We start from the raw sequence: 24,249 nt of genomic DNA on the forward strand, positions 1-24,249 counted from the left end.
CCGAAGGACGGCTTGCGCGGCGGTAGGATTTGCACCTACGTCTCCTCAATCAAGGGCACTCCTCGTACTGTGCTACTTTCCGCGCTTCCTATTTTCCCATATGCTGACAGCCTTATCAACCATGGCCTGCTCGTCCGGCGTCAGCCTTGCCGCGCCCTTCGCCGAGTCGTTCTCATTGTGGTTGTAGCCGTGGTGCGCATGCGGGCGCTCCCCATTATGCGAGTGGTCCACGTCGATCTGCTTCGACCTCTTGTTCTCATTGTCGAAATAGACGATCGATTTCAAGTCGTCCCCCTCGACATGGGCGTAGACGCGCCCGCGCGTCATCGTCTCCATGAGGGTTTCGCTGCCGCGCCCGTTCTTAGATACGAATTTGATGTTCCCGACGGTCAGCACCGAATGGTACTGGCTGCCGTACGGGTTCTTCGGGTTTCCGCGTTTATCTACGCTCCACCCGCTGCTGGCGCCCCTGCCTCCCACGGAACCCGCCTCCCTTGTACTCGACGACCTCGCAGGCACCGAAGTCGAAACCTATGTCGCCGCCGTAGAGCAGCACGCGAGCGGGCTCCAGTCGGCTCATGGCCTCCGCCATGCCCTCGCGCCAGACGGCCAGGGCGCCCTCGTCCCCCTTCACGCCGACGGTCGACACGGCGACGGTCGAGCGGCGCGGGACGCCGTCGAACGTGAAGAGAAAGCTTCGGCGCTGCGCCCACGAGAGGGTCGGGACTACACGGAGGCCCTGCTCCTGCCACCAGTGCCCGAGCGCCTGGGAGCGGTAGCGGTTCCATCGCTGCATGGCGTCGGGCATGTCGAGGTAGAGCGAGAAGTCGGGCGTGAGCACGCAGTCGAAGCCGCGCAGGCACTCGAGGTAGGCCGCGGGGCGGGCCCACACGCGCTCGAACTGGTAGTCGTCGATGAAGAAGTGGCAGCAGCGGTCGGCCTTGTCGGCCTCGGGCGTGCTCTTGGCGTAGTTGAACCCGATCATGTCCGCCGGCTTGGCCATGCAGCGTTTCATGCGGGGCATGCCGTCGCGGCCGCAGTCGGATCGGCTGACGAGGCGCAGGTTGTACGCATCGTCCGTCCTCAGGCGCTCGTGGCCGTAGTCGAGCCGTTTGCTTTTGAAGTCGAGCCCGAACCTCGACATGTCGAAGTCCTTGAGGCTGCGGACCTCCTCGCGCAGCATCGACTTGTTCCAGGTCGCCACCTCGCCGGTCTTGTTGTCGGCGATGCGGAAGGCCTTGATCTGCTCGTCCGTCAGGTCGTCGCAGTACTCGATCTTGGAGTCGGGAATCTCGTCCCACCCCAGGCTCCTGCACGCCTCGACGCGCGTGTGCCCCCATACAATAACCGGGCGCTCGCGGCTCTCCAGGCCGATGGTCCCGCGCAGCCCGAACTCCTTGATGGAGTCGGCGACCACGGGGACGGCGGAGGCGTTGTGCCGGGCATTTCGCTCATATGGGACGATGTCGTGTATCTTCACGTACACACCCGCCTAGTTTTTCTCGGTTTAGCTGCGGTTTTGGCTTGACTTCTGTAAAAAAGCGTATTCGGGGGTATTGCGGCCCTGGCGCGGGATGGTGGCCTGTCACCATCCGGTAAAAGACCCCCGTGGGGTCGTGTGCCGAGGCGCGTCCCCTACCACGAGGTCGTTGCCCGAGGCTGTCTGTCGGGCACGGACGGGGGATTAATAACCGATGCGCCATCGTCCTTGAGTGCCTTGCACAGCGCGACGAACGTCTCGGGCGAGTTCCAGGCGGCGCGGCGCGAGGCGAGCGCGAACCGGACGGCCGAGACCTCGGCGACGCTGCGGGCGCGGCGCCAGTTGTTGCAGCAACGATGTGCGGCGGCGACGTTGTCACGGTCGAAGGGCGATCCGCCGCGGCTGACCGGGACGAGCTCGTCGCACTCGAAAGCCCGGGGGTCGCCCGCAGGCACCCCGTAGTCTATGGGTAGCCCACATATCCAGCAGGGCCTACCCTGTGAGCGCAGCCACCGCACGACATGGCGGCGTCGGGCGCCGTTGGCCTTGCGCGGGTTGCCCATCCCCTACCACTCCACCGGGGAGCGCCCTCGGTTGGACATGCACGCCTCGATGCCCCCGTAGCGCAGCGCCTCCAGGCGCACGCCCCCGGCACCCCCAGGTCGGCGGCGCGGCGCCGCCGTGACCCCCAGGGCGCGGCGGAACGCCCACGCCATGACCGTGTCGTGGCGGCGGGCGGATCGCGCGATGTACTCTCGGCTGACCACGGGCATCATCCCCTATTGAATTAAACGCAATAGAAAGGCCGGAGTCCCTGAACTGCTGAAGGGAACTCCGGCCACTCATCTGTGCTTCCACGCACATCCGACCCGCACACCGCGCGGGCGGCGCTGCGAATCGACACCCTAGTTATATCCCAGAAGAAACCTGCAACGGTCTGCAATTGTGTGCAATCGTCTGCAACTATCTGCAATTGTCTGCAGAAGTGTGCAATCGTCTGCAATTGCATGCAGTCCCATAAAGACAAAAGGCCCCGACCGCACATGGCGATCGGGGCCGACATGCTGACGCGAACCAGCCATCCAATTATATTGCCGCACGGCCCACGCCAGCCCTTGCGGTGGCGATGCCCACCATATCGACCCAGTCCAGGGCCGATGACATATCTGAATGCACCGACCTCACCGACACCCCCAGTGTCCCCGCGATCTCCTGCAGGGTGCGGTCCTCGCAGTAGCGCAGCTCCAGCACGTCGCCCCAGCGCTTGCCTGGGTTGGCCGAGCGCACGCCCGCGCAGAGCTCGCGCCCACGCTCCACCTCGTGCCGGAGCTCGGACAGCTCCGCGCCGCTGCGGCGCTCGTAGTCTATGCGGTCGTCCGTCGAGCGCATGAAGTCCGTGCCGTGCGCGCCCTTGCCCACGGCGTCGTAGCGCTGGGCGCGCACCTGCTCGCGCGCCTGCATCGACTGGATGACCGCCAGCCTGCGGTCGATGCCGCGCTGGGCGGCCCGTACAGTCTCCAGATATTCCCGTGCATCCATGTGACCTCCCGCGTGGTACCATGCTCTACGCCACATAGAGGATGCCGGGAGGCGTCTTTGCCAAAGGCCGCCGGCGCTCCAACGCCAGCGGCCTTAATTATATATCTACCTGCGGAAACTCAATATCTCATCGCGACCTCGCGCCGCATGGCCATGATCTCGTCGTGCACCGCGCCCGAGCCTGCCAAATAGCGGTCGACCCTGTCGAGCTTCGGCTTGGCGCCCTTGCGGCGGGCCTCCTTCACGCGGCGCAGGTCGTGCTCGCGCCGGCACGCCTCCGAGCAGTACTTGGCGTGGGGCGCCTTCGGGATGAAGACCCTCCCGCAGACCGCGCAGTTCCTCTCCTGCACGTCCCACATCACGGTCATCTCGTCGACCTCCTGCACCTGCGTGCGAGGCGCGTCTCGATGCTCTTGCGCACGCGGCGGTTCTCGGCGAGCATCCGCCGCAGCCTCTCGAAAACTCTCATCGGTTAGCCTTCCTCGACCTCTTGAGCGCGCGGGCCCGGTCGCGCTCCAGCGCCCGCGCCCTCCGCTCCGTCTCCCCGATCTGCGCCGACGTCACCCGCGGCGCGTCCGCCCGACCGTGCGTGAGCGCCCGGCGCGCGGGACCCGACACCAGATCGGGCACCGTGCGCCAGGCGGTTGCGCGGAACAAGTCGATCGCCGAGCGGATCACCGGCTGTTCCAACTGTCCGCGAGCATGGCCACCGCCTGGCGGAACGGCGGCAGGTCCATGCTCCCCCACGCGACGCTGTTCGACATCCCGCAGGCGGGGCACCTGACGCTCAGCACGTTGGGCTTGGTCAGGGAACGCTCTCGCACATCCTCCACCTTGGGCTCCGCCCCGCACTTGGGGCACGCCTTGAACTCGGCATCGTTAAAGGTCACAGTTCTCTCCCGTCTCTCTGAAAACATCTCCCGTCGTGCGCCATCTCGAGTACGAGTCCATCAGCATCGCCCAGAGCAGGCAGAGCGTCGAATCTTCTCTCAAACTTCCTGTACCTCGCATACTAAGGTCGTATCTCAGCCGAAGGGAGCCTCCGCTGTCGGGGCAGTAGACTTGCACGCCCAACGGCAGGAGCATCTTGTCGTACAGCTCGTCAGCAAGGTCGCGAGGGCACACAAGCCAGTTATCGTCGCCTCGGAACGTGAGGCCGTGGCCGCTCTTGAAGTCCGCCATGCAAGACTTGACCTCAACGAACACGAACCGCCCGTGCTCGAGCTTCATGTTTCGTCCTCCGACGCCCGGAGAAAATGCCATGAAGTCGACCCTGTGGTCGGGGTCCACCCATACCTCCCGCGCGACGAGGGCGAACTGCCTGCGGAGCTTCTTCTCCACCTTCTCGGACAGCTCTTCGGTCACATCCCTGCGGCTCATTCGCCCTCACCTACCAGCCTGCTTAAAAGACGCTCCATGCTCTCATCGCATATTTCGAGCGTGGCCGCCTCACCAGCCCAGACCTTTCTGCCTGCGACGTTGACGAATGAGATCTTGTCCATGTTGACGACGTACCTGTAGCCATCGTCGTCGTATAGCTCAATGAAATCTCGGCTCATTAAAGCTCGCCCCCATTCCAGCCGTCGGGCATGTCCTCGATACGGCGTTTCGTCCTATACGTGCGCACGGTGGCAATCTCTAGCTCGAACGTGCGCTTGCACTCAGGGCACTCAACCTCTTCATCGTCCTCGTCGTAATACCACGGGTCATCGATGGAACTCTCGCAGTAGGGGCAGGTCAGGCGTTCCTCAGCGCACTGCTCGTTCTCCCATTCCCTCTCGATACGGGCCTTCCTTAGGCACTCGTCACATATCGAGTACCCCGACTCTCCGAGAATGCCAGCCATCGGATGCGAGTACTCCCTATAGTTCGGAGTCGGCTTCCCGCACCAAGAGCAGGTGTACATCTTTGGCACTTCACTCACTTCTCGCTCCCATCCTTCTCACCATCACCCTTGCATAGACGTTCAACACGGCTCCAGATGTCGCCAGTCATCGTGAGGGTGCAGGCGTCGGCAAATCCAACGAGCTTGCACTTCCCGTCCTTGTCCTCATGTCCACGACACAGGCCCCTGGCAACGTTGTAAACACAGTAAGGACGCCCGCTGCGCTCGCCTTGTTGAACGGCCTCATAGAGGTCCTCCAGCACCCTCTCGTAGCTGTCGGGACGATGGAGGTAGTAGCTGTCGACGTACACTTCCATGCCCTGGTCGGCGATATAAACGTCCGCAGTCCACCGCTTAGACCAGGTCGAGAACCTGTACGACTCCACTCTTATGACGCACCCGTCCTCGTCGTATAGAACCTCGGTATCAAGCGGGACGCGGTTCCCCTCCTTATCGACGGGGCCCAACGGCACCAATTCCCAGTCTGGCGTCATGGAGTTATCGACTATGAAATGTTCCCCCATCACTCGTCACCACCATTCTCTGCCTTGATCTCCGCCAGCCCGAGCTGCTCGCACACGACGCTCTCCTCGTCCCACATCCACGAGTACATCTCGAAGACCTCTTCCGAGTCGTCGATTACGACCTTCCACGGGTCGACCTCCTGCAGCCGCCCGTCTCTGCGCATGACGACCGCCACCGGCCTGCGGGTCGGCCCCGCGGCCTCGTCGGTCGCGGAGATGCGGCGGTCGAGGCACGTGAACGTCCTGTCGAACAGCCCGACCAGCAGGGCCTTCTCGTAGCCCGTCCTCGAGCCCAAGCCGAAGTCCTGCACGAAGCACGGCGTCAGGTCCCTAGTCAGCATCGCCCTCACCCCTCAGCTTGCGGATGCGGGATGCAATGTCCTTGAAAGCGGGTTGATCGCAGTTGGAGTAACGGTCCGCCTCGCATGAGGAGCAATCGCACATGTCCTTCCGGAAGTAGAAGCAGGGCGAGTACTCGGAATGGTTCGCCCCTTCATCCAGGTCCTCCAGCAGCTTCTTCCAGCTGTCGGGCGCTTTGAGATACAGCGATGAGACGGCAATCAGGTCATTGTTGAACGCGTAGCTAATAAGCCAACTGTCCATGTGTGGGAGGCGCGCGAAGAACCTGACCTTGTAATGCTCCCCGCGAGGACCGTACAGATCTATTTCCCGCTCCATTCCTTCACGATCTCCTTCTCCTCCGCGACCATGATCAGCGCCTTGTTGAGGCATCTCCTCGCCTGGCGCAGCTCATCGCAGATGTCGCACCCCTGTCGCAGCCTGTCGCACTCCCCGAGCGACCTCTTCGCGTCCTCGAGCCTGCCGACGGCGAGGTCGATCCAGTCGGCGGGTCCGCACACGTAGCTCATCGCGACTCACCCCTCACGCCGAAGACCTCCGCGAGGATGTCGCCGGGCGCGGCCACGAACGGATCCGCGCTGATCGGGTCGTACATGACCTCCAGGTAGTCGGGATAGCCGACGGTTATGCCCACGGTCCGGACCTTCACCTCGGTCTCCTCGCCGTCGCCGGCGGAATCGTCGGGCTCGTCCACGGGCAGGCACTGGTAGCCCCAGATCACGCTCACCTCGTGCTCGTCCAGGATGGTCTTGGTGCGCTCGATTCGCATCCGGTAGCCGTCCACCGGCCTCGTGTCGTAGGTGTCGTCGGCCCAGGGAATCCGGTGCCCGTCGAGGGCGTCTCGGTAGGCCCTCATCACCGCTGAGATCTCGGTCAAAACCTCTCTCCTCTCCTTCTCAAAAGAATTAGGTGTTCTTTGCGCCGGGAGCCTCCCCGACGGCGCCGTCTCCACCGTCTAGCGGCGGGAACCAAATCGCCTGCTGCCCCAGCTGCCCCGCCGCCGTTGGCACACCATTGGCACACCCGCGCTTCGGCTTCCCGCCCTTCGGGTCCTCGCCCTTCGGGTCCTCGCCCTTCGGGTCCTCGCCCTTCGGGTCCTCGCCCTTCGGGAGCTTGGCGATCTCCTCGTACAGGTCCTTCTCGCGCTGCCGGCGCGCAATCGCCGCGTCGCGCTTCTGGATCTTGGCCAGCAGCACGGCCTCCCTCCGCGACATGACGTTGGTCATGTAGACCTTCGTCAGGCTGAGCGGGCGGCCGTGTGAGGGGTCGGCCTTCTCGTTCCTGAGCATCTCCATGAGGGTGATCATGACGCCTCCGCTATCTGGCGATCGAGCTCGGCTATGAGCTCGTCATCGGTCTTCACGGGCTGCCACACGGCGGCGCGCTCGACCTCCTGGGAGGTCTGCCCGCCGCGGGCCTTGCGGTCCGCGTCGAAGCCGACCTGCTTGCGGCTCCAGTTGCGGGCGAGCGCCCACACGTCGGTCACGGGCAGGCCGCTCGGCAGCGTCCACCCCTGCGCGGCGTAGTGGTCGAAGAACTGGCGGGCGTCGCCCCGGAGGCAGTTGGCGGCGAAGTACGCCTCCACGTCCTCGGCCGACGGGGGCTCGAAGTCATCGGGTGCTTGGCGGGCCGCGCTATAGCCCGCTAGGGCTATCTCCTTCTCCTTCTCTTTCTGTTGGCTACCCCCTCGCCCGCTGGGTCGGCTACCCCCTTGGACACCCCCTTGGCTACCCCCTTGGGTGGTTGCGATGCCGCCTGCCTTGGCGGCCCTCGCCTGCCCCCCCGAGGCTGCCGTTGACCATGGCGTCGATGCGGCCCCTCGCGAAGGTGAACGCCGCCATGGTGGTGGGCTTAAGCTTTGGCTCGATGCCCTCGTAGCCGTAGCGCAGCATCGCCCACGCGAGCGCCATGCCCTCCCTGTCGCCCAGGGCGCGGCAGCCCTCGTAGAAGTCCCTGTTGAAGTTGAAGTTATTCATCCGTATCACCTCCGCAGATCGAATCGGTAAAGGCCGCGGCGGCGGCCTGGTCGCGGCCCGGCATGACCGAGCCGTAGATGTCGAGCGTCGTCTTGACGCTCGCGTGCCCCAGACGCTCCTGGATGGTCCTCATGTCGAACCCGTTCATGAGCAGCCATGAGGCGTGCGTGTGCCTCAGGGAGTGGAACACCGTCTCCTCCGGCAGCCCCAGGTCCCTCACGAGCGACTTGAAGCGGCTCGTCACGGTGGACGGGCGCGCGATGCCGCCTGCCGGCCCGAAGGTCACCACCAGCGCCGCCGGGCCCTTGCGCGAGAGCCACGTGTCCTGCCACTCCAGGTGGCGCTGCAGCTGCGCCTCCACCGCCGGGGCGAGCGCCACGTTGCGCACGCGCCTGCCCTTGGTGTAGGCCTGCCGGTGCAGCTCGGGGTGCTCGACCGCCTGTCCCACGACGTGCAGGTCGTGCAGGGCGCGGCGCCAGTCTCGGCGCTGCAGCCCGCAGACCTCCCCGCAGCGCAGTCCCGTGTTGAGGGCGAGGTAGACCGCCATGGCCTCGGTGCGCCGCGAGATGTTGGCGCCCGAGGCGGATCGCGAGGACATGGCGGAGACCAGCGCGCGGGACAGCTCGTCGGTATCGCACTCGGACAGCGCGAAGGGCTCGACGGGGTCGGGCGAGGGCGCGGGGACGTCGAGCATGATGTCCCGCCCCAGCGCCGGCTGCCACGAGCGGTAGGCGCCCTTCAGCAGCGCGTGCATCTTGAGCAACGTCTTGGGCGACAGCCCCTTGCCCGTCCTTGGGGCGAGCAGCATACGGTAGGCGGCCGACACGTTCCAAGGCTCAAGCTGGTCGTAGGGCAGGCGCCCGATAGTCGGCTCCACCATCGTCCTGACCACGCTGCGGTACGTGGCCACGGAGTTGTCGGACAGGCCGTTGACGGGGTCGGAGATGTACGTCTCGAGCATCGAGGACAGGCGCTTGGAGCTGTCCCGGGCCGACGACGGGTCGAACGTGGCCGCCCACCTGTCGCACTCGACCTGGGCCTGCTCGCGCGTCAGCTCCGCGTCCCACGACCTGTACGGCCTGATCCGCCTTCCGGTCACGCGGTCGGTGCCCATGTAGGGGCGGGCGAACCATCTGCCGTCCGCCCCGCGCTGCACGACCGCCCGGCGGTCGCTAGATGTCTGCATCGACGCCCAGCTCCGCAGCCATGTCGCGGATCTCCCTGCGCGCGTCCAGGTCGGTGGTCTGGATGCTGTCGGCGTGCCCATGGGGGTTCGCGCCGAGCGCGGCTATGAGCACGAGCTTGCGCGCGTTCCTGTCCGGGACGCCCGCCTGGCTGAAGGCCGCGCAGAGCGTGTCGGTGCACTCGCAGGCGAGCGCGAACAGGTCGCTGATGTCGGTCGGGCCCAGGAAGCAAGAGTCGCCGGAGCCGTCCCCTTTGGCGGTCGCGACCGTCGCGCAGCGGCACTCGAAAGCGCGGACCTCGCCGCACGCCTCGACCGTCACCCTGACCTTCTTCTCGCTACTCATCCTTCTCCTCCTCCTTGGCGCTCGCCTGCACCCTCTCCATGAGCCACACGTCCTCCTCGCCGGGCTCGAAGCCCGCGGAGCAGAAGATGTCATAGTGGTCGAGCCACGCCTCCGCGTCGTCGCCGCCCCAGCGGTTGTTGAGCTGGGCCATGTCCTTGGCTGCCGCCATGAGCCAGCAGCCGGCCTCGTACTCGCTGGGCCTGCAGGCCTTGAGGTTGCGGGCGAACTCGTCTCGCACGAGCCCGAAACGCCCCTCGTTCTCGGGGTGGCTGTCGCCGCCCATCGCCATGAGCAGCGCGGGCGGGTCCTCGCGGCCCACGCGCACCTCCATCATGAGGTCCTTGGACATGGCGAAGGCGCCGGACGACACGAAGCCGATCAGGCTCCTGTACAGTTCCTCGAGCGCCGCCTTCTCGCGCTCGGCCTTCTGCTCGGCCCGGATCTCCTCCTCGGTCTTCTCGGGCGCGGCGCCCGAGCCGTCATCCGGCTCGTAGAGATCCCAGTAGCTGCCCTTCCACACGGCGACGGTGCCGGCGGCGAACTCCTTCCCCTCGAGTTTCTGGGCGGCGAGGCCGACGTTGACCCAGTCCGTGTAGTTGAAACCCTCGGGCTGCTCCTTCACGACCGGGATGCCCGCATCGCCGAAGGCGTCGTAGTCCTCGGCCTTGGCCTCCTCGCGCTCGACGCGGCGGCGGATGCTGTCGGCCTTGCCCGCCCAGCCGTCACCGGCGGCGAGAACCGCCTCGACATCCTTCTCGTCGTCGAAGGCGCTCGCGGCCTCGAGCTGATCGAGCGTCACCTGGCGACCCTCGATACTCCCGCGCAGCCTGCGCGCAGCCCGGATCTGCCCGGCGGTGGCTCGGCTCGCGCGCTCGATGCGCTGCTCGTCGATGCCCAGCACGAGCATCTGCTGCACGCCTCGTGCGCGCTCGGCCTCGGTCAGCTGGCGCTTGTCATCGGTGGCAAGCATGGCCACAAGCTCGTTGGCCTCGTCCATGCTCTCCGCCACCAGCGCGGACACCTCGCGGTCCTCCCCGTAGATGGACGACAGCGCGCGGTAGCGGCGCTCGCCGTCCACGATGCGGTAGACGTTGCCGTCCGCCACCACCACGGGCGGGTTCAGCGGCTCACCGCCGGTCGCCTCGATACTGCGGGCCAGGGCGCCGATGTCGCCGAAGTCCTCGCGCGGGTTCTGCTCGCTCGGGCGGATGTCGCCCAGGCGAACCTGCCTCTTCTCGAATTGCATGTCATTCCTCCTAGTAGTACATCCCGCTCGGGGCGGTCCCCTCGATGGCGCCGGCGACGGCGATCAGGCCGATGAGCGCCACGGCGCACGCGACGCTGCGCACACGCTCGGGAAGCGACTCCCACCACTCGCCGAGCCTGCAGCCGGCATCCCAGATAAGGTCGCCCATCACGCCACCCGCCTCGGTCGGCGCGCCGGCACGCAGTCGGGCGACGGCAGCGCCGGCACCGCCCCGCGCGCCATGATGGCGGCATCGATGTCCTCGCTGCGCACCACCTCGCGCGAGCTGTTGGGGTTGAGCGACGGGTAGCGCGGTATCACGCCCTGCATGACCATCGCGCGGAACGTGACGTTGTCGCAGCAGGCGTAACGCGCGCCCTTGGCTATAGACATCCACATGGCCTTCTCCTTTCATTCGTTGAGCCAATCCCTTGCCGGAGGGCCGCGCCGATAGATGCGGCCGGAGGGCGCTCCCCCGCCAAAGGGAGCGGTGCCGCCGCCCCGCCAAGTCGGCGGCGGACACCTTATGGGTCGGATGTAGGGAGTCCGACCCCGTCGCGCCACGGGCCCCGTGGAATGGGGGCGGTGCGGAACCCGTGGCGCGACGGGGGCTGACTCCGCCGTCAGCGGCGCATGAGGCCGAGCCCGACCCCGAACAGGAACGCGAAGGAAAGTGCGAGAATGAAACCCATGGAAACCTCCTTGGAAGGGAATTGAAGATGAACAGAGCGCTCAGGGCGGCAAAGGAGAACATCGACCTGCTGGTCACCATCGCGGGCGCGGTCGGGTTCGGCTCGGTCGCCGCGATGGCCGAGGACGCCCGCCAGATGATCGCCGAGCACCCGGCCTCGTGCCTCCTCCTGACCGGCGCCGCCGCGATGCTCGGGTACGCGACCGCGCGCATCGTCTCCGCGAGGAGCGCCTGGGCAAAGCGCCGGAGGATGGACGAACGGCTCTCCGCCGTATTCCTCGGCATGTCGAGGAGGCGGAAGGAGCTGGTGTCCCGCGCGCTCGACGAGGGCTCCGTCAGCCTCTCCCCGCTCGATGCCGACGCCCTCGCGCTGTGCGAGCTCGGCATCTTCGGCACGCCGCCGGTCGGCTCGATGCTCACCGCGACCGACTTCTCCATCAGGCCCGCGGTGATCAGGGCGATCGCCGGGCACCGCTCCGAATGGCTCGCCTAGCGCGCCCATAGCGACCCGACCACCCACGCCGCGATGAACGGCAGCGCGGCGGCAAAGCAGCAGCGCGCCAGGCCGTAGGCGCCCTGGCCGACGCATAGCCACCCGGCGGCGTCCATGACGGCGGCCGAGGCCAGCAGCGCCCGCCTCTTCCCCGTCATTCCTCTTCCTCCAGATCCTCCATGGGCACGCCCCACCATTCCTCGTCGAGAGAGAGCACGCGCACGAGCATGCCGCCGCTCCACCGGTAGCCCTTCCCCTTCACCCTGACGGTTGCCTCGCTGAAGACCGAGTAGGCCCAGCCGTGGAGCTCCCCCAGCTCGGCCGTCGAGGTCTCGACGAGGTCGATATCGAGGTCCTCGGGAAAGAGAAACTCCGCCCGGATCCTGCGCCTGAGGCTCTCCTCCGTCTCGTAGAGGACGCCGTCCCTCTCCCTGAACGTGAACACCTGATCGATCATGACCTTCTCCTTTCAGCAGTTCGTTAGCGGGCCGCGGCTACGCAGCCTCGTCCGTGTTCCAGCCCATCAGGTCGTTGGGCGTGCAGCCGAGGGCCTGGGCGATGGCATACGCCTTGTCGACACCTGGGACCATCGAGCCGTTCTCGTATCCGATGATTGAAGATGCCGAGAGCCCCGCCTTGTTGGCCAGCTGCTCCTGAGACATATCGGCGCGAGCGCGGGCGGCGCGAAGGTTCGCTCCGAACTCATCCTTCGAAAACTCCATTTCGTCCTCCTTCAAAATGTGCGGGTTTCTTCCTGTTGCTTGAAACTATAGGCGGATGTCTGCCTATTGGCAAGAGAAAACTTTGCAGAATCTTGCTCATTCTGAAGAAAAGCTATAGGATTCTCGGCAACAACCGTCCTATTTGGGAGGAGCTTATGAATCTAAGAATTAGGGAAGTGAGAAAGAACCTTCACATGTCCCAAACGGAGCTAGCCGACGCAACGGGGACGAGCCTGAGAACGGTAGGCTCATGGGAGAGAAGCGAGAGTCTCCCCAACGTCGAGCAGCTATGGAAGTGCGCTAAAGCTCTTAACACCGACCCCAACGACCTGCTCGGATGGTACGAGGAGCATCCCGAGGACAGGCCGGCGGCGCCGGCGGGCGCGGAGGGCGAGCTGATCACCTGCTACCGGCAGAGCACCGAGAAGAGGCGCTCGAAGATCCTGGAGACGGCACGCGACCAGGCCGAGCTGTCCCAAAATCAGGCTGCAGCGCCTGAGATCGAAGGGCTGGAAGCGGATCAAGTAAAGTCCGCGTAGGCAACGGGCACCAAAACGCAAGCTACTCCCCCATTTTCGTAACCCCACGAAAATGGGCTGATCGGCTTGACCGTGCCGAGGACAAACGGTAATTTGGACAGCGGTATTGACGCGGGGACCCCACGGGGCCCGCGTCCAATAGAAAGGCGGCTGTCCCAACGGGCGGGCGCCTTTTTCATTTAGGAGTGCAAGTCATGGATAACGCAATCGACGAGCTCATAGCGGAATGCGAGGAGATCCTCGCGGACCCCGATTCCTACAATCTCGTGAGCGAGGCAAAGAGAATCGAGTCTGCGCTAGAAACGGTCGTGCCCAAGGTCCGCGTGGGCCTGAAGATGTTTCGCGCGTCGGTCGCCGGTCATTCGTCATACGGGAGAAGGGATGCCGCCGAGGACATAAGGCGGCTCCAGTCGAAGGCTAGGCTGTATGCCGACGAAAGGCGCATGAGTTATGAGATTGAGAAGATGAAGTCCTCGGCAGCGGGGACAAACGTGAAAGTCGAGCAGCACGCAGACAGCAACGCGACATCAAGCTCAAGCTCCTCGTCCTCATCTTCCCTGAGGGCATCCGTCGACAGCTTGATGGAGACGGTCGCCGCGGACCGGATGCTCACCACGGAAGACAAGGACATGCTCGCCGCCTGCCTCGTTCAGATGGAATTGGCAGCAAAACGCGGCGACCAGGCATCGCTGGCCGACCGCATGATCAAGGGATTGGAGATTGCGAAGAAGGGAGGGGAACTAGTGGCCGGTATCCTCGCCGTCGGCGGGAAGATCGCAGGGCTCCTCTAGACGCCCATGTATCCGATGAGGACCCATTGACCGGTCTGCGGGCACCTCACGGCGCGCACGTCATATTCGGATGCCAGGGAGTATGCGCACGGCCTGAGCGTCGCAAACGGGACAGGGCCCGCAGCGTCGTCCTTCACTCCAAGGGCGACGACCCTCACGGTGTCTCCGCGCTCCTGCGAAACGAGCTCGTACCCAAGGCTCAGCGGAATGCCCGTGAGCCCGTCGTAGATCATCGTGTCGCAGGAATCGTCCTCGTACGTATATGCGCCGACGCTGCAGCGAGCCATGGGTACCTCCAGGAGCGTAAGTGGTGTTCATAACGATTATGACCCGCGGCGCGGCAGGGTTTTAGGATTTTCCGAAAAACCTCCAACGGCTCGGGCTCCGAAAAACCAGCCGCTGATTTGATTTAATCCTTAATTGCGCTAATCTTTTATATACTTTATTACTTAGCTGTGCTAATATTTAATTGTCGAAAGGAGTTAGGCGGTGACTAAGAAGAGGGACCTCGAGCGGGAGCTGACCGAAGCGGGCTACGTAAAGCTCAGCGGCACCGGCGCCAAGCACGACAAGTTCCGCCGCGGGGACGTGACGGTGACAGTGCCCAGGCACCGGGAGATAAAGGAGACGACCGCGAGGGGAATCAGGAAGGAAGCGGGGCTGCTCTAGCCCCGCCCTCCCCTTCACCGCAGGAAAGGAGACCACCATGATCGTCATGCAGGAGTTCGAGGTCTACCCCGACCCCGAGGGCGGCTACGCCGTGGAGCCGTGCGGGCTCGCCGGGGCCACCGAGGGCGATACCTACGAGGAGGCCGTGGAGATGGCCGTCGACTGGCTGCGCGTCCATGCCCTGGCGGCGCTGGAGCGCGGGGCGGAGTTCGAGGGCGGCGGGCTTGGCCATGCGCCGTCCCACGGCGGCACGATCGTCACCGTCGCGACCAGCGTCGAGCTGTCCGACATCCCGGCCGTAACCGCAGCCGAGGCCGCCGAGATGCTCGGCGTGAGCACCGCGCGCGTGGCGCAGCTCTGCCGCGACGGGAGTCTGAGCAGCTGGAGGGTCGGCAACACCCGCATGGTGTCGCGCGACTCCATCGAGTACCGCATCGCGGCCAAGCCCGGGGCGGGCCGTCCGTGCAAGGCCGCGGCGGAGGCGTAGCCCCAGCAGGGCGGGCTCGGCATCTAAACAAAAAAGCCCCGTGCGGCAATCTTGGCGGATCCGCACGGGGCATGCCCTCCGGCAAATAAGGGAAAGGCAGGACCATTATATGGCAACCAACGACAATTCCAGGTCAAAACTCGGCTCGAAGCGCGAGGTGGCTCCGGGCAAGTGGGTGATCCGCGTGCAGGCGGGCTTCCGCGCGGACGGACACGTGCGGCGCGTGTCGCGCACCGTCCACGGCACCGAGACCGAGGCCGACGTCGCCATCGCCCAGCTCGCCCGCGAGCTCGGCGTGTCCCAGGCGGCGCACGCGGGCGTGACGCTCGACATGTACTACTGGGGCGTGTTCCGCGACTCGCCCAGCAACCGCGGCAAGCCGCGCTCAAAGGCGAGCCTACGCGAGTACGACGGCCAGATGGACAACTACATCTCCCCCGTCCTGGGGTCGGTCGACATCTCCGAGATCACCCACGATATGATGCGAAGCTGCATCGAGCGCTCGGGCGCGCCGGCCAAGACCAAGACGACACTCCGCGCCGTCATGCGCCGCGCCTTCGATGACGGATGGGTGACGGTGGAGCCCTTCCGCCGCCGCGTCATAGCGCCCAAGGCCAAGCAGGCGCCCGTGGAGCCGTGGAGCATCCCCGAGGCCGCCGAGGCGCTGCGCAGGCTCGCCGCCAGCGACGACCGCGCGGACCTGGTCATGAACGCCTACCTCATCCTGGGCCTGAGCGGACTGCGCAAGGAGGAGGCGCTGGCCGTGCGCCCGTGCGACCTCAAGGTCACCACGACCTACGACTTCGCCACTGGGCAGCCGACCGTGTCGGAGTACATCGAGGTCTGCCGCGCGTACACGGACGAGGACGGCGTGAAGGAGACCAAGAACGCCCATTCCGTGCGCACCGTGCCGGTTTTATTGGCGGGCCGCGAGCGCCTGCACCAGATCATGGACGAGCTGCGCCCGAGCATAACCGTCGAGGGCGGCACTTCGGTTACGGAGCAGGTGCGGGAGTGGAGCGGACAGCGCATCGTCAATATGCGCGGCGATAATCTCGTGCGGGCGTGGCGGCGCATGTGCGTGCGCCATGACCTGCGGTATATCCCTCCTAAGGCCCTGCGCCACACGTCCGAGACCATCATGGCGGCGACCGAGGTCGACCCGCTGAGCATCATGGATCTGCACGGTCATACGGACCTGGGGACAGATTACCGCCATTACATCAAACCGGGCCTCGCGGAGCGCGAGAAGGCCGCCAGGCAGGTCGGGCGCGCTCTGCAGATCGTCGAGGGCGGCGGCGCGGGCGGCGGTTTTAATGGCACCGGTCTGGACGCCGAGACGCTCTGATTTGCGTTTTCTAGGTCCGCCACCAGCGAAATGCATAAAACGCCCCCTGCCGCGCATAAACGGCAGGGGGCGTAAAACGTGAACGGTAACGGACGGTTATGATTCGACTTCTCGGTAAACAAAAAAGGCCAACGCCGAAGCGCTGACCTGTGCGTTCTTTGGTGGGCCGTCAGGGGGTCGAACCCTGGACCTTGGGATTAAGAGTCCCCTGCTCTACCAACTGAGCTAACGACCCAAAGCTAAAGTCCGTCGTAGCGGACTTTAGAGGAGATATCGTGTGGTGGGCCGTCAGGGGGTCGAACCCTGGACCTTGGGATTAAGAGTCCCCTGCTCTACCAACTGAGCTAACGACCCGATATCAACACGAAGCAAGAACTGGGGTGGGTAAAGGGACTCGAACCCTCGACCTACGGGACCACAACCCGTCGCTCTAGCCAACTGAGCTACACCCACCGTGTCCTGTGCGCTTCGCGCTCGACTATTATTGCAAGGAACGCCACGCGATGCAAGCCCCAATTTTCAAGAATTTTGAAAAGAGTTTTTCGAGACCATTTCGAGCAATTCCCACCGGTTTCATAGGAGTAAACTTGCCCCACTGCAAATGCTCGAAAGGACAAGCATGAAAGAACTCTCCAACCGTACGGCAACGTTTACCGATTCGGTCATCCGCCGCATGACGCGCATCTCCAATAAGTATGGCGCCGTCAACCTGTCGCAGGGCTTCCCCGACTTCGATCCCCCGGCGCAGCTGCTCAACAGCCTGAGCGCCATCGCCAGCGACCCCAAGCCGCTCTATCACCAGTACTCCATCACCTGGGGCTCCCAGGCCATGCGTGAGGCGCTTGCCGCCAAGCAGGAGCACTTTATGGGCATGCCGATCAACCCCAACGAGAACATCGTGGTCACCTGCGGCTCCACCGAGGCCATGATGGCCGCCATGATGACGGTCACAAACCCCGGCGACAAGGTCGTCATCTTCTCGCCATTCTACGAGAACTACGGCGCCGACACGATCCTCTCGGGTGCCGAGCCCATCTACGTGCCGCTTAACCCACCTGCGTTCGACTTTGACCGCGAGACACTCGAGGCGGCCTTCCGCGACAACGATCCCAAGGCCATCGTCCTGTGCAACCCTTCCAACCCCTGCGGCAAGGTCTTTACGCGCGAGGAGCTCACCTTAATCGCCGACCTCTGCAAAAAGTACGACGCCTACTGCATTACCGACGAGGTATACGAGCACATCGTCTACGCGCCCCACGAGCACGTCTATATGGCCACGCTGCCCGGCATGTTCGATCGAACCATCAGCTGCAGTTCGCTGTCTAAGACGTACTCCATCACCGGCTGGCGTCTGGGCTACACCATCGCCCCGGCCCAGATCACCGAGCGCATTAAAAAGGTCCACGACTTCCTCACCGTGGGTGCTGCCGCTCCCCTGCAGGAAGCTGTCGTCACCGCCCTCAAATTCGACGACAGCTATTACCAGGAGGTCCTCGACCTCTACACCGCCAAGCGCGACCTATTCTGTCAGGGGCTCGATAGCATCGGTCTTGAGCACAACGTGCCGCAGGGCGCCTACTATGTGATGATGGATATCTCGGAGTTTGGCTATGACAGCGACCTCGACTTCTGTGAGGATTTGGCCTCCAAGGTGGGCGTGGGCGCCGTTCCGGGCTCGAGCTTCTTCCGCGAGCCCGTCAACCATCTGATTCGTTTCCACTTTGCCAAGCGAGACGAGACGCTCAACGCTGCGCTTGAGAACCTCAAGTCGCTACGTGATAAAATCAACCCGCGCGGGTAAGGACGGTCAGTAACTAAAGGCACTAAAGAAACCTCGTGAACCCGTTGGGCCATGAGGTTTCTTTTTATAGCGACCTCATTCATTTTTTTAGAGCGCTATACTTTAGTCACGGAGCAACTCGTCCAGAGAGGAATACTATGGCAGAGCAGCAGCTTATCGGAGCGCTCGAGGCCGGCGGCACCAAGATGGTCTGCGCCACGGGCTATGCAGACGGCACGGTCCTGGAACGCGAGCAGATTGCGACCACGACCCCGCAGGAGACCGTTGAGGCCGTCAACGCATGGTTTGCCGACAAGGACATCGCCGCGCTGGGCATCGGCGCCTTTGGCCCCACCGCAGTCAACCCTGCCTCGTCCCAATACGGCAAGATCCTGGAGACGCCCAAAACGGCATGGCGCTACTTTGACCTGCTGGGCACCATCCAAAACGAGCTCAATATTCCCTGCGGCTACGACACCGACGTCAACGTCGCCTGCCTGGGCGAGGCCACCTTTGGTTGCGCCCAGGGCCTCACTGACGTGGTGTATCTGACCATCGGTACCGGCGTGGGCGCCGGCGTGCTCTCGGGCGGTAAGCTCGTGCACGGCATGATGCATCCCGAGGCCGGTCACATCCTGGTCACGCGCGACCCGCGCGACACCATCGGCGAGCACAGCGGCTGCCCCTTCCACGACAACTGCCTCGAGGGCCTCATCGCCGGTCCCGGCGTCAAAAAGCGCTGGGGTGGCAAGAGCGCCGGAGAGATGGCCGATGACCCGGAGGCCATGGACCTGCTCGCCGGCTATCTGGCGCAGGCGCTCATGACCTACATCCTGTGCTACGCACCGCAAAAGATCGTCATCGGTGGCGGCGTGGCCGACCACACCCCCATCGTGCCGCTCGCGCGCAAGAAGTGCGCCGAGATGCTCAACGGCTACATCGTCACGCCCGAGATGGCCGACATCGATAACTACATCGTCAACAACAGCCTCGAGGGCAAACAGGGCATTATGGGCTGCTTGGCCCTGGGCGCTCAGGCGCTTCAGTAGCAGACGCACCCACAGGGCGTGGCGCGCCCGGCAAATCCGACCTACGGAACGACGCCACCACACCTCATATAAGCCCTCAAATAAAAAAGGCCGCCTAGGACCAAACAATACGTCCTAGGCGGCTTTTTTGGCGCGCATCAGCGGCCGTAAGAGATATCGGAGCACAACGCCCGTTGCCGCACCACAGCAGTCGATCATCACATCGGTGATCATGCCGGCGCGTCCCGGCACAAAGAGCTGAATCGTCTCGTCGATCGAAGGAATCAGCAGCAGGAACACCGCCGTGGGCAGCAGCACGTCAAAGGTGCGCCGGCCCTCAAAATCAAAGGCGTGCGTTGCCAAGATGCCGAGCACCATATACTCGGTAAAATGCGCGCATTTGCGAACAACAAAGTTGGTCACCCATTCATATGGAAGTCCCACGCCGCGCAGGAAATCGCGGATAGCTTCCATGGCCGTTAGGCTCAGCGAGCCCGACCCCGAGCCGGGAACCAGCGAATTGCCCCAGATCAAGAGCGCCATCAGGCAGGTCACGACCGCCCATTTTCGATTGATCTTAACCATGCAGAAGTTATGCCTCCGCGCGGAGCGGCGCGAAGCTGGCGGTACCGCCCTCGATAACGCTCAGATAGGCACGGCCCGTACGCTTGGCGGTAGAGGACTGCAGGCGCTCGATCTCTTCCTCGAGGATCTGATTGACGCGCTCGTGACGACGATTTTCCATAATGCCGGCGGCAATAGCCTCGGCTCGCTCGATGCCCTCGCGCGAGATACGGGCGGTATCCTCGGGGAACACAGCGCTGTGACGGCCGACATAGGCGGGTGCAGCAGGCTGAGGGGCAGCGACGGGAGCGGGAGCTGCAACAGGAGCAGGCTCGTCGATCTCGTCCAGAATCGCGGTGGCAGCGGCCCACATGTCCTCGTGGCCCGAGTAATCGGCCATGGGGACATCAACCTCGAGCGAGGCATCCGGAAGGTCACCGGTGTCGATGCGATCTTGGGCATCAATCGATGCGGTGATGGCTGCAGGCTCATCGAGGTCATCGAGATCGATGTCCGCGGCACCGAAAATGATAGGCATGCTGGCGAGGTTTGCGTTGTACGGCGCAGCCTCAGCCGCCTGCTGCTGGGCAGGAGCGCCCCAAAGCGAGCTTTCGGCGGCACGGCGGGCGGCAACGGCCTCCTCGTCCGCGGTCATGGCTTCATCAACGTACGAATTATCGGCAGAAGCGTTCACGTCCGCCGAGGTGGCGCTGCAGGCGTTATTGGCTGCCGCGTTGGCAACGAGTGCCACAAAAGCCGCCGTGCTGCCCGCAGGGGCGGCCTGGGAGCCAGACACGGCGCGTGCCGCGGCGGCGATGTCGTCGCGATTGAAGGAGCCGGTCTGCCCGCCGTTGGTGAGCTCGTCGATGGCGACTTGATAGACGTCGCGCGAGCGCGCAGGGTCGCAGCTCACCGGCGAATCGTCGTCGAGCATACTGTCGATCATGGACCAAGCCTCGGCCTCGTCCATGGCATCTGCGGCTCGAGCGATGGTAGGGACACCATCATCGGCATGACGGCGCTGGAACGCACCAGTCAGGCCGGAAAGGAATGCCGAGGTAGACTGCTCCGACTGAGCCTGAGAAGCAGAAGCGGCAGCATATGGAGTCGCATCCTGCTGCTGAGCTGGAATCGAGGCGGTCTTGAACTCGCTTTGATGCTGATTGAGATTGGCGGCACCGCCCATGGCATCGGGCTGGAACAGACGCTCTTCACGCTGCGCACGGTACTCGGAGATACCCAGCGAGGCGGCATAGATGCCCACGCCCGCCACCGCACCGACGGCAAAGGGAACAGCGCCCGCGACAACCGTCTCGTTGACCGACGAGAACGGCAGCGTCGCGGCATACATCACCACGGGGGCGGCAAGGCCGATCCCGCAGGAAAGTCCGGCAAGGACTGCTCGTTGTGTTGCATCAGAAGAAGCCATGAGCTCTCCCCATCTTCCAGCACCCAAATCGCATCATTCAGTTGGCTGCGCGAGAGAAGATGAAGCGGGGCTATGCCCCAAAGCAACGGTATATGGTTCGTTTCATCTGCGTTTTCCGTCGCGAAGCTTAAAAGCTATTATGCGAAACCGCCCTGCCGATTGCAAGCGACGATGTCGGATTGAAACGGGAAACCTGCTGCTCGTCGGTCTTACGGTCAAAAATAAGCGCGGAGCGGCGCAATGGAAAGGGGCCGAGGCTCAAAGCCCCGACCCTTTATCGCATTGATGACTATCGCAGCGCGTGGATGACAACCTAGAACGTCTGCTCGTAGTCGCTGTGTTTTTTGGCCGAACGCACCAGGAACTCCTGGTTGGTGTTGGTGCCCTTCAGACCCTTGATAAACGACGCCGCCGCACGCTCGGTATTGTTCATGCCGGCAAGAATGCGACGCAGACCAAAGACAAACGGACGCATCTGCTCGTCGACCAACAGGTCCTCGTTACGCGTACCGGAGGCAACGGGGTCGATAGCCGGGAAGATGCGGCGGTCGGCCAGGTCGCGGTCGAGCTTAAGCTCCATGTTGCCGGTGCCCTTGAACTCCTCGAAAATGACCTCGTCCATCTTGGAACCGGTGTCGATGAGGGCAGAGGCCAGGATGGTGAGCGAGCCGCCGTTCTCGATATTGCGGGCTGCACCCAGGAAGCGCTTGGGCGGATACAGTGCCGCCGAATCGACGCCGCCCGAAAGGATGCGGCCCGAGGCAGGCGCCGCCAAGTTGTAGGCGCGGGCGAGGCGCGTGATGGAGTCGAGCACCACCACGACGTCGCCACCCAGCTCTACGATGCGCTTGGCGCGCTCGATGACGAGCTCTGCCACGCGGGTGTGGTTGTCGGCAGGCATATCGAAGGTCGACGCCACAACCTCACCCTTGATGGAACGCTGCATATCGGTGACCTCTTCGGGGCGCTCGTCGACGAGCAGGCAGATGAGGTGCACCTCGGGGTTGTTAATCGAGATAGACTGGCAGATCTTCTTGAGGATCGTGGTCTTGCCGGCCTTGGGCGGGGACACGATCAGGCCGCGCTGGCCCTTGCCGATCGGTGACACGATGTCGATGGCGCGACCGGTAATAGAGTCCTTGCCGTGCTCCATGCGCAGCGGCTCGTTGGGATAGACCGGGGTGAGGTCGCCGAACTTGGGACGGTTGCGAATCTGCTCGGGGTCCAGACCGTTGACGGTCGTGATTTTGGCGAGGCCGGCGCGCTTGTCGCCGCCGCGCGAAGGACGCAGCGAGCCCTCGATGACGTCGCCCGTGCGCAGGCGCGCGGAGCGGATGAGGTAGGCGGGCACGAAGGCGTCGTCGTTGGACTTCATGTAGCCATGGGCGTGGATGATGCCGGAGCTGTCCGGGCGAATCTGCAGAATGCCCTTGATGTCGCGGAAGCCCTCGGCCTTCGCAGCGGTGACGTAGATTTCCTCGACGAGCTCGGCCTTCTTCTTGCCGGTCGTCTCGATCTCGAACTCCTTGGCCTTCTCGCGAAGTTCGGCAACCTTCATGGCAGCGAGCTCCTCGCGCGAAAGCGTAGGCTCGGTGGGAGCGGCATTACGCTCCTTGTTGCGTTGCTTGCGATCGCGCTGGCGGTTGCGACGGTCGTTGTTGCGCTCGTCCTTGCGCTCGTTGCGCTCCTCGTTGCGCTTGTGCTGGCGACGGTTGGGGCGGGCGCCGTCTTCGCTCTCGGCGGGGGCGGCACCATCGGTTGCGGTGGTGTCAACATTGGCCGCAGCGGCGTCATTGGCCTCGGCGCCAGAATCAACCTGCGCTTCGACATCAGCATGCTGCTCGGCGGCCTTGGCCTTAACGGACTTCTTGCGACCGCGCTTGGGCTTCTCGGATGCAGGCTGTTCGACGTCCTGGGGCTCGGCGGCATCAGTCGATACATCGGCGGTCGTCTCGGTGGAATCCTCGGACGCGCCCTTCTTGGCAGCCTTAGCCTTGGACGTGCGCTTAGCAGCAGTGCGACGCCTGCGACCGGGACGGACGTCGGCGGGCTCGGCATCGGCAGAAACGGCCTCGGAAGTCGTAGCATCCTGGACGGGTTCATCGGCAGCAGTTGAGGACTTGGCGGTCGCCGCAGCATCCCGAGCGGCGGCGGCTGCGGCTGCGGCCTTCTCGGCCTCGACAAAGGCCTTAGGCTTGCGACCGCGACGGTGAGGGCGCAAAGCCGGATCGACAACGGGAACTTCGCTGGCCTCGACAGGCGCAGCGGGCTCAACAGACGATGCACCCTCCCCTGCCGCGGAACGGACCGAAGTCTCAGTGGGCTCGGGGACTACCTGTTCCGCAACCTGCTCGGCCTTAGCAGCCGTGCGACGGCGTGTGCGCGGTGCCAGCTTCTCGGTCGGCTGGTCGGCGGCAGGAACCTCGGTGGCGGCAGGGGTCTCGAGTACAGACGGAGCTGCAAGCTCGGTCAGAGCCGCGGCCTCGCGCTCGGCAGCACGACGGCGGGCGCGCACCACCTGAGCCTCGCTAATCTGCGCCAACGCACGTGCCTGCGCGACCTCATCGGAAATCGGCGCCGAGGAGTCAGCTGCAACGGTGAGCTTGGCGCGCGTCGTGCGCGTGGTACGGCGCTTTGGCTTGGTGACCTCCTCGCCGTCAGCGGCAGGCTTGGCCGTGCGGCGCGTGCGCTTGGGCTTTGCCGGAGCAGCCTCCTCACCAGTTGCAGGCACGGCCTTCTCAGCCGCTACAGGCATAGGCGTCGAAGCAGCCTTAGGCGTCTCAGGAGCCGAGGCTTGAGCGGGCGCCGCGACCTGGTCCGACGCAACCGGTGCAGCGGGAGCGGCCTGCGTCGTCGTTATTTCGTTTTCTTGCTGTTGATCAGACACAGTGTTTGCTCAACTTTCTTTTCAAGCCCTGTGATCACATGCTCCCTGCATAAACCTTCAGGGCGGCTAAACAGTCTAGTTCCGTTCAAAACGACGGACATCATTGATCTGTATCGAGATGATTGCGTCAACTACGCAGCGTTAGTGTAACACAACCGCCGCCACCTGCAACTTAGTCATTGGGGACGTTCTTAAACGACTAGTCAAAAGGGACACTCTTTGTTTGCCACCCACAAATCTGACTGCCTCCGCCAAAACTATGGCGGTTTACTACGATGAATC

General features: G+C 64.1%; 36 protein-coding genes and 3 tRNA genes. 8 read left to right on the plus strand and 31 right to left on the minus strand.

The window, feature by feature from the left end; all coding sequences use genetic code 11:
- Positions 1–72: 72 nt before the first annotated feature.
- The 21 genes from DXD24_RS05380 to DXD24_RS05490 all read right to left on the minus strand — a co-directional run bounded on the left by DXD24_RS05380 (position 73) and on the right by DXD24_RS05490 (position 10,938).
- Positions 73–480, minus strand: coding sequence for a hypothetical protein (locus DXD24_RS05380; RefSeq protein WP_117563930.1), 408 nt, complete (start codon positions 478–480; stop codon positions 73–75).
- A complete protein-coding gene (locus DXD24_RS05385) occupies positions 440–1,480 on the minus strand; it encodes a DUF4417 domain-containing protein (RefSeq protein ID WP_117563931.1) in 1,041 nt (346 codons plus the stop codon). Before DXD24_RS05385 ends, DXD24_RS05380 begins: the two co-directional genes overlap by 41 nt.
- A gap of 1,086 nt (positions 1,481–2,566) precedes the next feature.
- A complete protein-coding gene (locus DXD24_RS05400; protein WP_158548914.1) occupies positions 2,567–3,019 on the minus strand; it encodes a sigma factor-like helix-turn-helix DNA-binding protein in 453 nt (150 codons plus the stop codon).
- Between the two features lie 119 nt (positions 3,020–3,138).
- Positions 3,139–3,387, minus strand: coding sequence for a hypothetical protein (locus DXD24_RS05405; protein WP_117563934.1), 249 nt, complete (start codon positions 3,385–3,387; stop codon positions 3,139–3,141).
- A gap of 306 nt (positions 3,388–3,693) precedes the next feature.
- Positions 3,694–3,909: a Lar family restriction alleviation protein gene (locus DXD24_RS05415; protein WP_158548915.1), complete on the minus strand. Its 216-nt coding sequence runs from the start codon at positions 3,907–3,909 to the stop codon at positions 3,694–3,696.
- Positions 3,899–4,384, minus strand: coding sequence for a hypothetical protein (locus DXD24_RS05420; protein ID WP_147326353.1), 486 nt, complete (start codon positions 4,382–4,384; stop codon positions 3,899–3,901). Before DXD24_RS05420 ends, DXD24_RS05415 begins: the two co-directional genes overlap by 11 nt.
- 11 nt (positions 4,385–4,395) lie before the next feature.
- Positions 4,396–4,578 carry a hypothetical protein gene (locus tag DXD24_RS05425; protein WP_117563938.1) on the minus strand — a complete coding sequence of 61 codons (183 nt, stop codon included), beginning with the start codon at positions 4,576–4,578 and terminating at the stop codon, positions 4,396–4,398.
- Positions 4,578–4,865 carry a hypothetical protein gene (locus DXD24_RS05430; protein WP_117563939.1) on the minus strand — a complete coding sequence of 96 codons (288 nt, stop codon included), beginning with the start codon at positions 4,863–4,865 and terminating at the stop codon, positions 4,578–4,580. Before DXD24_RS05430 ends, DXD24_RS05425 begins: the two co-directional genes overlap by 1 nt.
- A 74-nt stretch (positions 4,866–4,939) precedes the next feature.
- Positions 4,940–5,428 carry a hypothetical protein gene (locus DXD24_RS05435; protein WP_117563940.1) on the minus strand — a complete coding sequence of 163 codons (489 nt, stop codon included), beginning with the start codon at positions 5,426–5,428 and terminating at the stop codon, positions 4,940–4,942.
- Positions 5,428–5,769 (minus strand): hypothetical protein, encoded by a 342-nt coding sequence (locus tag DXD24_RS05440; RefSeq protein ID WP_117563941.1) that lies wholly within the window; start codon positions 5,767–5,769, stop codon positions 5,428–5,430. Before DXD24_RS05440 ends, DXD24_RS05435 begins: the two co-directional genes overlap by 1 nt.
- On the minus strand, positions 5,759–6,106 hold the full coding sequence (locus DXD24_RS05445) for a hypothetical protein (RefSeq protein ID WP_117563942.1): 348 nt from the start codon (positions 6,104–6,106) through the stop codon (positions 5,759–5,761). Before DXD24_RS05445 ends, DXD24_RS05440 begins: the two co-directional genes overlap by 11 nt.
- The gene (locus DXD24_RS05450; RefSeq protein ID WP_117563943.1) at positions 6,091–6,297 is read right to left on the minus strand and encodes a hypothetical protein; all 207 of its coding nucleotides are present in this window, start codon (positions 6,295–6,297) and stop codon (positions 6,091–6,093) included. The genes DXD24_RS05445 and DXD24_RS05450 overlap by 16 nt, the downstream gene beginning before the upstream one ends.
- The gene (locus DXD24_RS05455) at positions 6,294–6,665 is read right to left on the minus strand and encodes a hypothetical protein (RefSeq protein WP_147324138.1); all 372 of its coding nucleotides are present in this window, start codon (positions 6,663–6,665) and stop codon (positions 6,294–6,296) included. The genes DXD24_RS05450 and DXD24_RS05455 overlap by 4 nt, the downstream gene beginning before the upstream one ends.
- Positions 6,666–6,693: 28 nt before the next feature.
- On the minus strand, positions 6,694–7,095 hold the full coding sequence (locus DXD24_RS10095) for a hypothetical protein (RefSeq protein WP_158550159.1): 402 nt from the start codon (positions 7,093–7,095) through the stop codon (positions 6,694–6,696).
- On the minus strand, positions 7,092–7,373 hold the full coding sequence (locus DXD24_RS05465; protein WP_117646353.1) for a hypothetical protein: 282 nt from the start codon (positions 7,371–7,373) through the stop codon (positions 7,092–7,094). The genes DXD24_RS10095 and DXD24_RS05465 overlap by 4 nt, the downstream gene beginning before the upstream one ends.
- Before the next feature lie 142 nt (positions 7,374–7,515).
- Positions 7,516–7,764 carry a DUF6291 domain-containing protein gene (locus DXD24_RS05470; protein ID WP_117646354.1) on the minus strand — a complete coding sequence of 83 codons (249 nt, stop codon included), beginning with the start codon at positions 7,762–7,764 and terminating at the stop codon, positions 7,516–7,518.
- Positions 7,757–8,950 carry a site-specific integrase gene (locus DXD24_RS05475; RefSeq protein ID WP_117563946.1) on the minus strand — a complete coding sequence of 398 codons (1,194 nt, stop codon included), beginning with the start codon at positions 8,948–8,950 and terminating at the stop codon, positions 7,757–7,759. Before DXD24_RS05475 ends, DXD24_RS05470 begins: the two co-directional genes overlap by 8 nt.
- Positions 8,937–9,293 carry a hypothetical protein gene (locus tag DXD24_RS05480; protein WP_117563947.1) on the minus strand — a complete coding sequence of 119 codons (357 nt, stop codon included), beginning with the start codon at positions 9,291–9,293 and terminating at the stop codon, positions 8,937–8,939. The genes DXD24_RS05475 and DXD24_RS05480 overlap by 14 nt, the downstream gene beginning before the upstream one ends.
- Complete coding sequence (locus DXD24_RS05485) at positions 9,286–10,539, minus strand: ParB/RepB/Spo0J family partition protein (protein WP_117646355.1); 1,254 nt, start codon at positions 10,537–10,539, stop codon at positions 9,286–9,288. The genes DXD24_RS05480 and DXD24_RS05485 overlap by 8 nt, the downstream gene beginning before the upstream one ends.
- A 10-nt stretch (positions 10,540–10,549) precedes the next feature.
- A complete protein-coding gene (locus DXD24_RS10100; RefSeq protein ID WP_158548917.1) occupies positions 10,550–10,708 on the minus strand; it encodes a hypothetical protein in 159 nt (52 codons plus the stop codon).
- Positions 10,708–10,938 (minus strand): hypothetical protein, encoded by a 231-nt coding sequence (locus DXD24_RS05490; RefSeq protein ID WP_117563949.1) that lies wholly within the window; start codon positions 10,936–10,938, stop codon positions 10,708–10,710. The genes DXD24_RS10100 and DXD24_RS05490 overlap by 1 nt, the downstream gene beginning before the upstream one ends.
- Positions 10,939–11,258: 320 nt before the next feature.
- Here DXD24_RS05490 and DXD24_RS05495 point away from each other — a divergent pair, with 320 nt between their 5' ends.
- On the plus strand, positions 11,259–11,723 hold the full coding sequence (locus DXD24_RS05495; protein WP_117563950.1) for a hypothetical protein: 465 nt from the start codon (positions 11,259–11,261) through the stop codon (positions 11,721–11,723).
- On the opposite strand, the gene DXD24_RS10105 is transcribed toward DXD24_RS05495, so the two are convergent.
- Genes DXD24_RS10105 through DXD24_RS05505 form a run of 3 tightly spaced genes read right to left on the minus strand, consistent with a single transcriptional unit; the run spans position 11,720 to position 12,445 of the window.
- Complete coding sequence (locus DXD24_RS10105) at positions 11,720–11,881, minus strand: hypothetical protein (RefSeq protein WP_158548918.1); 162 nt, start codon at positions 11,879–11,881, stop codon at positions 11,720–11,722. The genes DXD24_RS05495 and DXD24_RS10105 overlap by 4 nt on opposite strands.
- Positions 11,878–12,180 carry a hypothetical protein gene (locus DXD24_RS05500; RefSeq protein WP_117563951.1) on the minus strand — a complete coding sequence of 101 codons (303 nt, stop codon included), beginning with the start codon at positions 12,178–12,180 and terminating at the stop codon, positions 11,878–11,880. The genes DXD24_RS10105 and DXD24_RS05500 overlap by 4 nt, the downstream gene beginning before the upstream one ends.
- A 37-nt stretch (positions 12,181–12,217) precedes the next feature.
- Positions 12,218–12,445: a helix-turn-helix domain-containing protein gene (locus tag DXD24_RS05505; RefSeq protein WP_117563952.1), complete on the minus strand. Its 228-nt coding sequence runs from the start codon at positions 12,443–12,445 to the stop codon at positions 12,218–12,220.
- Positions 12,446–12,600: 155 nt separating this feature from the next.
- On the opposite strand from DXD24_RS05505, the gene DXD24_RS10110 reads away from it, so the two are divergent.
- A complete protein-coding gene (locus DXD24_RS10110) occupies positions 12,601–12,984 on the plus strand; it encodes a helix-turn-helix domain-containing protein (protein WP_158550160.1) in 384 nt (127 codons plus the stop codon).
- Positions 12,985–13,178: 194 nt separating this feature from the next.
- Positions 13,179–13,775, plus strand: coding sequence for a hypothetical protein (locus DXD24_RS05515; RefSeq protein ID WP_117646356.1), 597 nt, complete (start codon positions 13,179–13,181; stop codon positions 13,773–13,775).
- Here the strand turns inward: DXD24_RS05515 and DXD24_RS05520 are convergent.
- Positions 13,772–14,062: a hypothetical protein gene (locus DXD24_RS05520; RefSeq protein ID WP_117563954.1), complete on the minus strand. Its 291-nt coding sequence runs from the start codon at positions 14,060–14,062 to the stop codon at positions 13,772–13,774. The genes DXD24_RS05515 and DXD24_RS05520 overlap by 4 nt on opposite strands.
- A 202-nt stretch (positions 14,063–14,264) precedes the next feature.
- On the opposite strand from DXD24_RS05520, the gene DXD24_RS05525 reads away from it, so the two are divergent.
- From DXD24_RS05525 to DXD24_RS05535, 3 genes are all read left to right on the plus strand, one after another.
- A complete protein-coding gene (locus DXD24_RS05525; protein WP_117646357.1) occupies positions 14,265–14,444 on the plus strand; it encodes a type II toxin-antitoxin system HicA family toxin in 180 nt (59 codons plus the stop codon).
- Between the two features lie 37 nt (positions 14,445–14,481).
- Positions 14,482–14,931, plus strand: coding sequence for a type II toxin-antitoxin system HicB family antitoxin (locus DXD24_RS05530; RefSeq protein WP_117563956.1), 450 nt, complete (start codon positions 14,482–14,484; stop codon positions 14,929–14,931).
- Between the two features lie 109 nt (positions 14,932–15,040).
- Positions 15,041–16,279: a tyrosine-type recombinase/integrase gene (locus tag DXD24_RS05535; RefSeq protein WP_117563957.1), complete on the plus strand. Its 1,239-nt coding sequence runs from the start codon at positions 15,041–15,043 to the stop codon at positions 16,277–16,279.
- Positions 16,280–16,438: 159 nt separating this feature from the next.
- On the opposite strand, the gene DXD24_RS05540 is transcribed toward DXD24_RS05535, so the two are convergent.
- The 3 genes from DXD24_RS05540 to DXD24_RS05550 form a co-directional block, all read right to left on the minus strand.
- Positions 16,439–16,514, minus strand: a tRNA-Lys gene (locus tag DXD24_RS05540).
- Positions 16,515–16,557: 43 nt separating this feature from the next.
- Positions 16,558–16,633: transfer RNA gene (locus DXD24_RS05545), tRNA-Lys, on the minus strand.
- 22 nt (positions 16,634–16,655) lie between these two features.
- Positions 16,656–16,732, minus strand: a tRNA-His gene (locus DXD24_RS05550).
- A gap of 166 nt (positions 16,733–16,898) precedes the next feature.
- Between DXD24_RS05550 and DXD24_RS05555 the strand changes: the two genes are divergently transcribed.
- Positions 16,899–18,080, plus strand: coding sequence for a pyridoxal phosphate-dependent aminotransferase (locus DXD24_RS05555; protein ID WP_055252293.1), 1,182 nt, complete (start codon positions 16,899–16,901; stop codon positions 18,078–18,080).
- 137 nt (positions 18,081–18,217) lie between these two features.
- The gene (locus DXD24_RS05560) at positions 18,218–19,108 is read left to right on the plus strand and encodes an ROK family protein (RefSeq protein ID WP_117563958.1); all 891 of its coding nucleotides are present in this window, start codon (positions 18,218–18,220) and stop codon (positions 19,106–19,108) included.
- A 114-nt stretch (positions 19,109–19,222) separates the two neighbouring features.
- Here the strand turns inward: DXD24_RS05560 and DXD24_RS05565 are convergent, their stop codons facing one another.
- The 3 genes from DXD24_RS05565 to rho all read right to left on the minus strand — a co-directional run bounded on the left by DXD24_RS05565 (position 19,223) and on the right by rho (position 23,835).
- Positions 19,223–19,672, minus strand: a complete 450-nt coding sequence (locus DXD24_RS05565; protein ID WP_117646358.1) for a VanZ family protein — start codon at positions 19,670–19,672, stop codon at positions 19,223–19,225.
- Between the two features lie 7 nt (positions 19,673–19,679).
- Positions 19,680–21,080: a hypothetical protein gene (locus tag DXD24_RS05570; RefSeq protein ID WP_055252331.1), complete on the minus strand. Its 1,401-nt coding sequence runs from the start codon at positions 21,078–21,080 to the stop codon at positions 19,680–19,682.
- A gap of 313 nt (positions 21,081–21,393) precedes the next feature.
- Positions 21,394–23,835 carry a transcription termination factor Rho gene (gene rho / locus DXD24_RS05575; protein ID WP_117563960.1) on the minus strand — a complete coding sequence of 814 codons (2,442 nt, stop codon included), beginning with the start codon at positions 23,833–23,835 and terminating at the stop codon, positions 21,394–21,396.
- Positions 23,836–24,249: the final 414 nt, after the last annotated feature.

This window comes from Collinsella sp. TF12-2AT (assembly GCF_003436735.1).
Classification (GTDB): Bacteria; Actinomycetota; Coriobacteriia; order Coriobacteriales; family Coriobacteriaceae; genus Collinsella.

Bases quoted from the DNA above. Each gene is read 5' to 3' on its own strand.
- DXD24_RS05400 (WP_158548914.1), bottom strand. From the start codon at position 3,019: ATGGATGCACGGGAATATCTGGAGACTGTACGGGCCGCCCAGCGCGGC.
- DXD24_RS05405 (WP_117563934.1), bottom strand. From the start codon at position 3,387: ATGACCGTGATGTGGGACGTGCAGGAGAGGAACTGCGCGGTCTGCGGG.
- DXD24_RS05425 (WP_117563938.1), bottom strand. From the start codon at position 4,578: ATGAGCCGAGATTTCATTGAGCTATACGACGACGATGGCTACAGGTAC.
- DXD24_RS05430 (WP_117563939.1), bottom strand. From the start codon at position 4,865: ATGGCTGGCATTCTCGGAGAGTCGGGGTACTCGATATGTGACGAGTGC.
- DXD24_RS05435 (WP_117563940.1), bottom strand. From the start codon at position 5,428: ATGGGGGAACATTTCATAGTCGATAACTCCATGACGCCAGACTGGGAA.
- DXD24_RS05440 (WP_117563941.1), bottom strand. From the start codon at position 5,769: ATGCTGACTAGGGACCTGACGCCGTGCTTCGTGCAGGACTTCGGCTTG.
- DXD24_RS05445 (WP_117563942.1), bottom strand. From the start codon at position 6,106: ATGGAGCGGGAAATAGATCTGTACGGTCCTCGCGGGGAGCATTACAAG.
- DXD24_RS05450 (WP_117563943.1), bottom strand. From the start codon at position 6,297: ATGAGCTACGTGTGCGGACCCGCCGACTGGATCGACCTCGCCGTCGGC.
- DXD24_RS10095 (WP_158550159.1), bottom strand. From the start codon at position 7,095: ATGATCACCCTCATGGAGATGCTCAGGAACGAGAAGGCCGACCCCTCA.
- DXD24_RS05470 (WP_117646354.1), bottom strand. From the start codon at position 7,764: ATGAATAACTTCAACTTCAACAGGGACTTCTACGAGGGCTGCCGCGCC.
- DXD24_RS05475 (WP_117563946.1), bottom strand. From the start codon at position 8,950: ATGCAGACATCTAGCGACCGCCGGGCGGTCGTGCAGCGCGGGGCGGAC.
- DXD24_RS05480 (WP_117563947.1), bottom strand. From the start codon at position 9,293: ATGAGTAGCGAGAAGAAGGTCAGGGTGACGGTCGAGGCGTGCGGCGAG.
- DXD24_RS05485 (WP_117646355.1), bottom strand. From the start codon at position 10,539: ATGCAATTCGAGAAGAGGCAGGTTCGCCTGGGCGACATCCGCCCGAGC.
- DXD24_RS10100 (WP_158548917.1), bottom strand. From the start codon at position 10,708: ATGGGCGACCTTATCTGGGATGCCGGCTGCAGGCTCGGCGAGTGGTGG.
- DXD24_RS05490 (WP_117563949.1), bottom strand. From the start codon at position 10,938: ATGTGGATGTCTATAGCCAAGGGCGCGCGTTACGCCTGCTGCGACAAC.
- DXD24_RS05495 (WP_117563950.1), top strand. From the start codon at position 11,259: ATGAACAGAGCGCTCAGGGCGGCAAAGGAGAACATCGACCTGCTGGTC.
- DXD24_RS10105 (WP_158548918.1), bottom strand. From the start codon at position 11,881: ATGACGGGGAAGAGGCGGGCGCTGCTGGCCTCGGCCGCCGTCATGGAC.
- DXD24_RS05500 (WP_117563951.1), bottom strand. From the start codon at position 12,180: ATGATCGATCAGGTGTTCACGTTCAGGGAGAGGGACGGCGTCCTCTAC.
- DXD24_RS05505 (WP_117563952.1), bottom strand. From the start codon at position 12,445: ATGGAGTTTTCGAAGGATGAGTTCGGAGCGAACCTTCGCGCCGCCCGC.
- DXD24_RS10110 (WP_158550160.1), top strand. From the start codon at position 12,601: ATGAATCTAAGAATTAGGGAAGTGAGAAAGAACCTTCACATGTCCCAA.
- DXD24_RS05515 (WP_117646356.1), top strand. From the start codon at position 13,179: ATGGATAACGCAATCGACGAGCTCATAGCGGAATGCGAGGAGATCCTC.
- DXD24_RS05520 (WP_117563954.1), bottom strand. From the start codon at position 14,062: ATGGCTCGCTGCAGCGTCGGCGCATATACGTACGAGGACGATTCCTGC.
- DXD24_RS05530 (WP_117563956.1), top strand. From the start codon at position 14,482: ATGATCGTCATGCAGGAGTTCGAGGTCTACCCCGACCCCGAGGGCGGC.
- DXD24_RS05535 (WP_117563957.1), top strand. From the start codon at position 15,041: ATGGCAACCAACGACAATTCCAGGTCAAAACTCGGCTCGAAGCGCGAG.
- DXD24_RS05555 (WP_055252293.1), top strand. From the start codon at position 16,899: ATGAAAGAACTCTCCAACCGTACGGCAACGTTTACCGATTCGGTCATC.
- DXD24_RS05560 (WP_117563958.1), top strand. From the start codon at position 18,218: ATGGCAGAGCAGCAGCTTATCGGAGCGCTCGAGGCCGGCGGCACCAAG.
- DXD24_RS05565 (WP_117646358.1), bottom strand. From the start codon at position 19,672: ATGGTTAAGATCAATCGAAAATGGGCGGTCGTGACCTGCCTGATGGCG.
- DXD24_RS05570 (WP_055252331.1), bottom strand. From the start codon at position 21,080: ATGGCTTCTTCTGATGCAACACAACGAGCAGTCCTTGCCGGACTTTCC.
- rho (WP_117563960.1), bottom strand. From the start codon at position 23,835: ATGCCTGTAGCGGCTGAGAAGGCCGTGCCTGCAACTGGTGAGGAGGCT.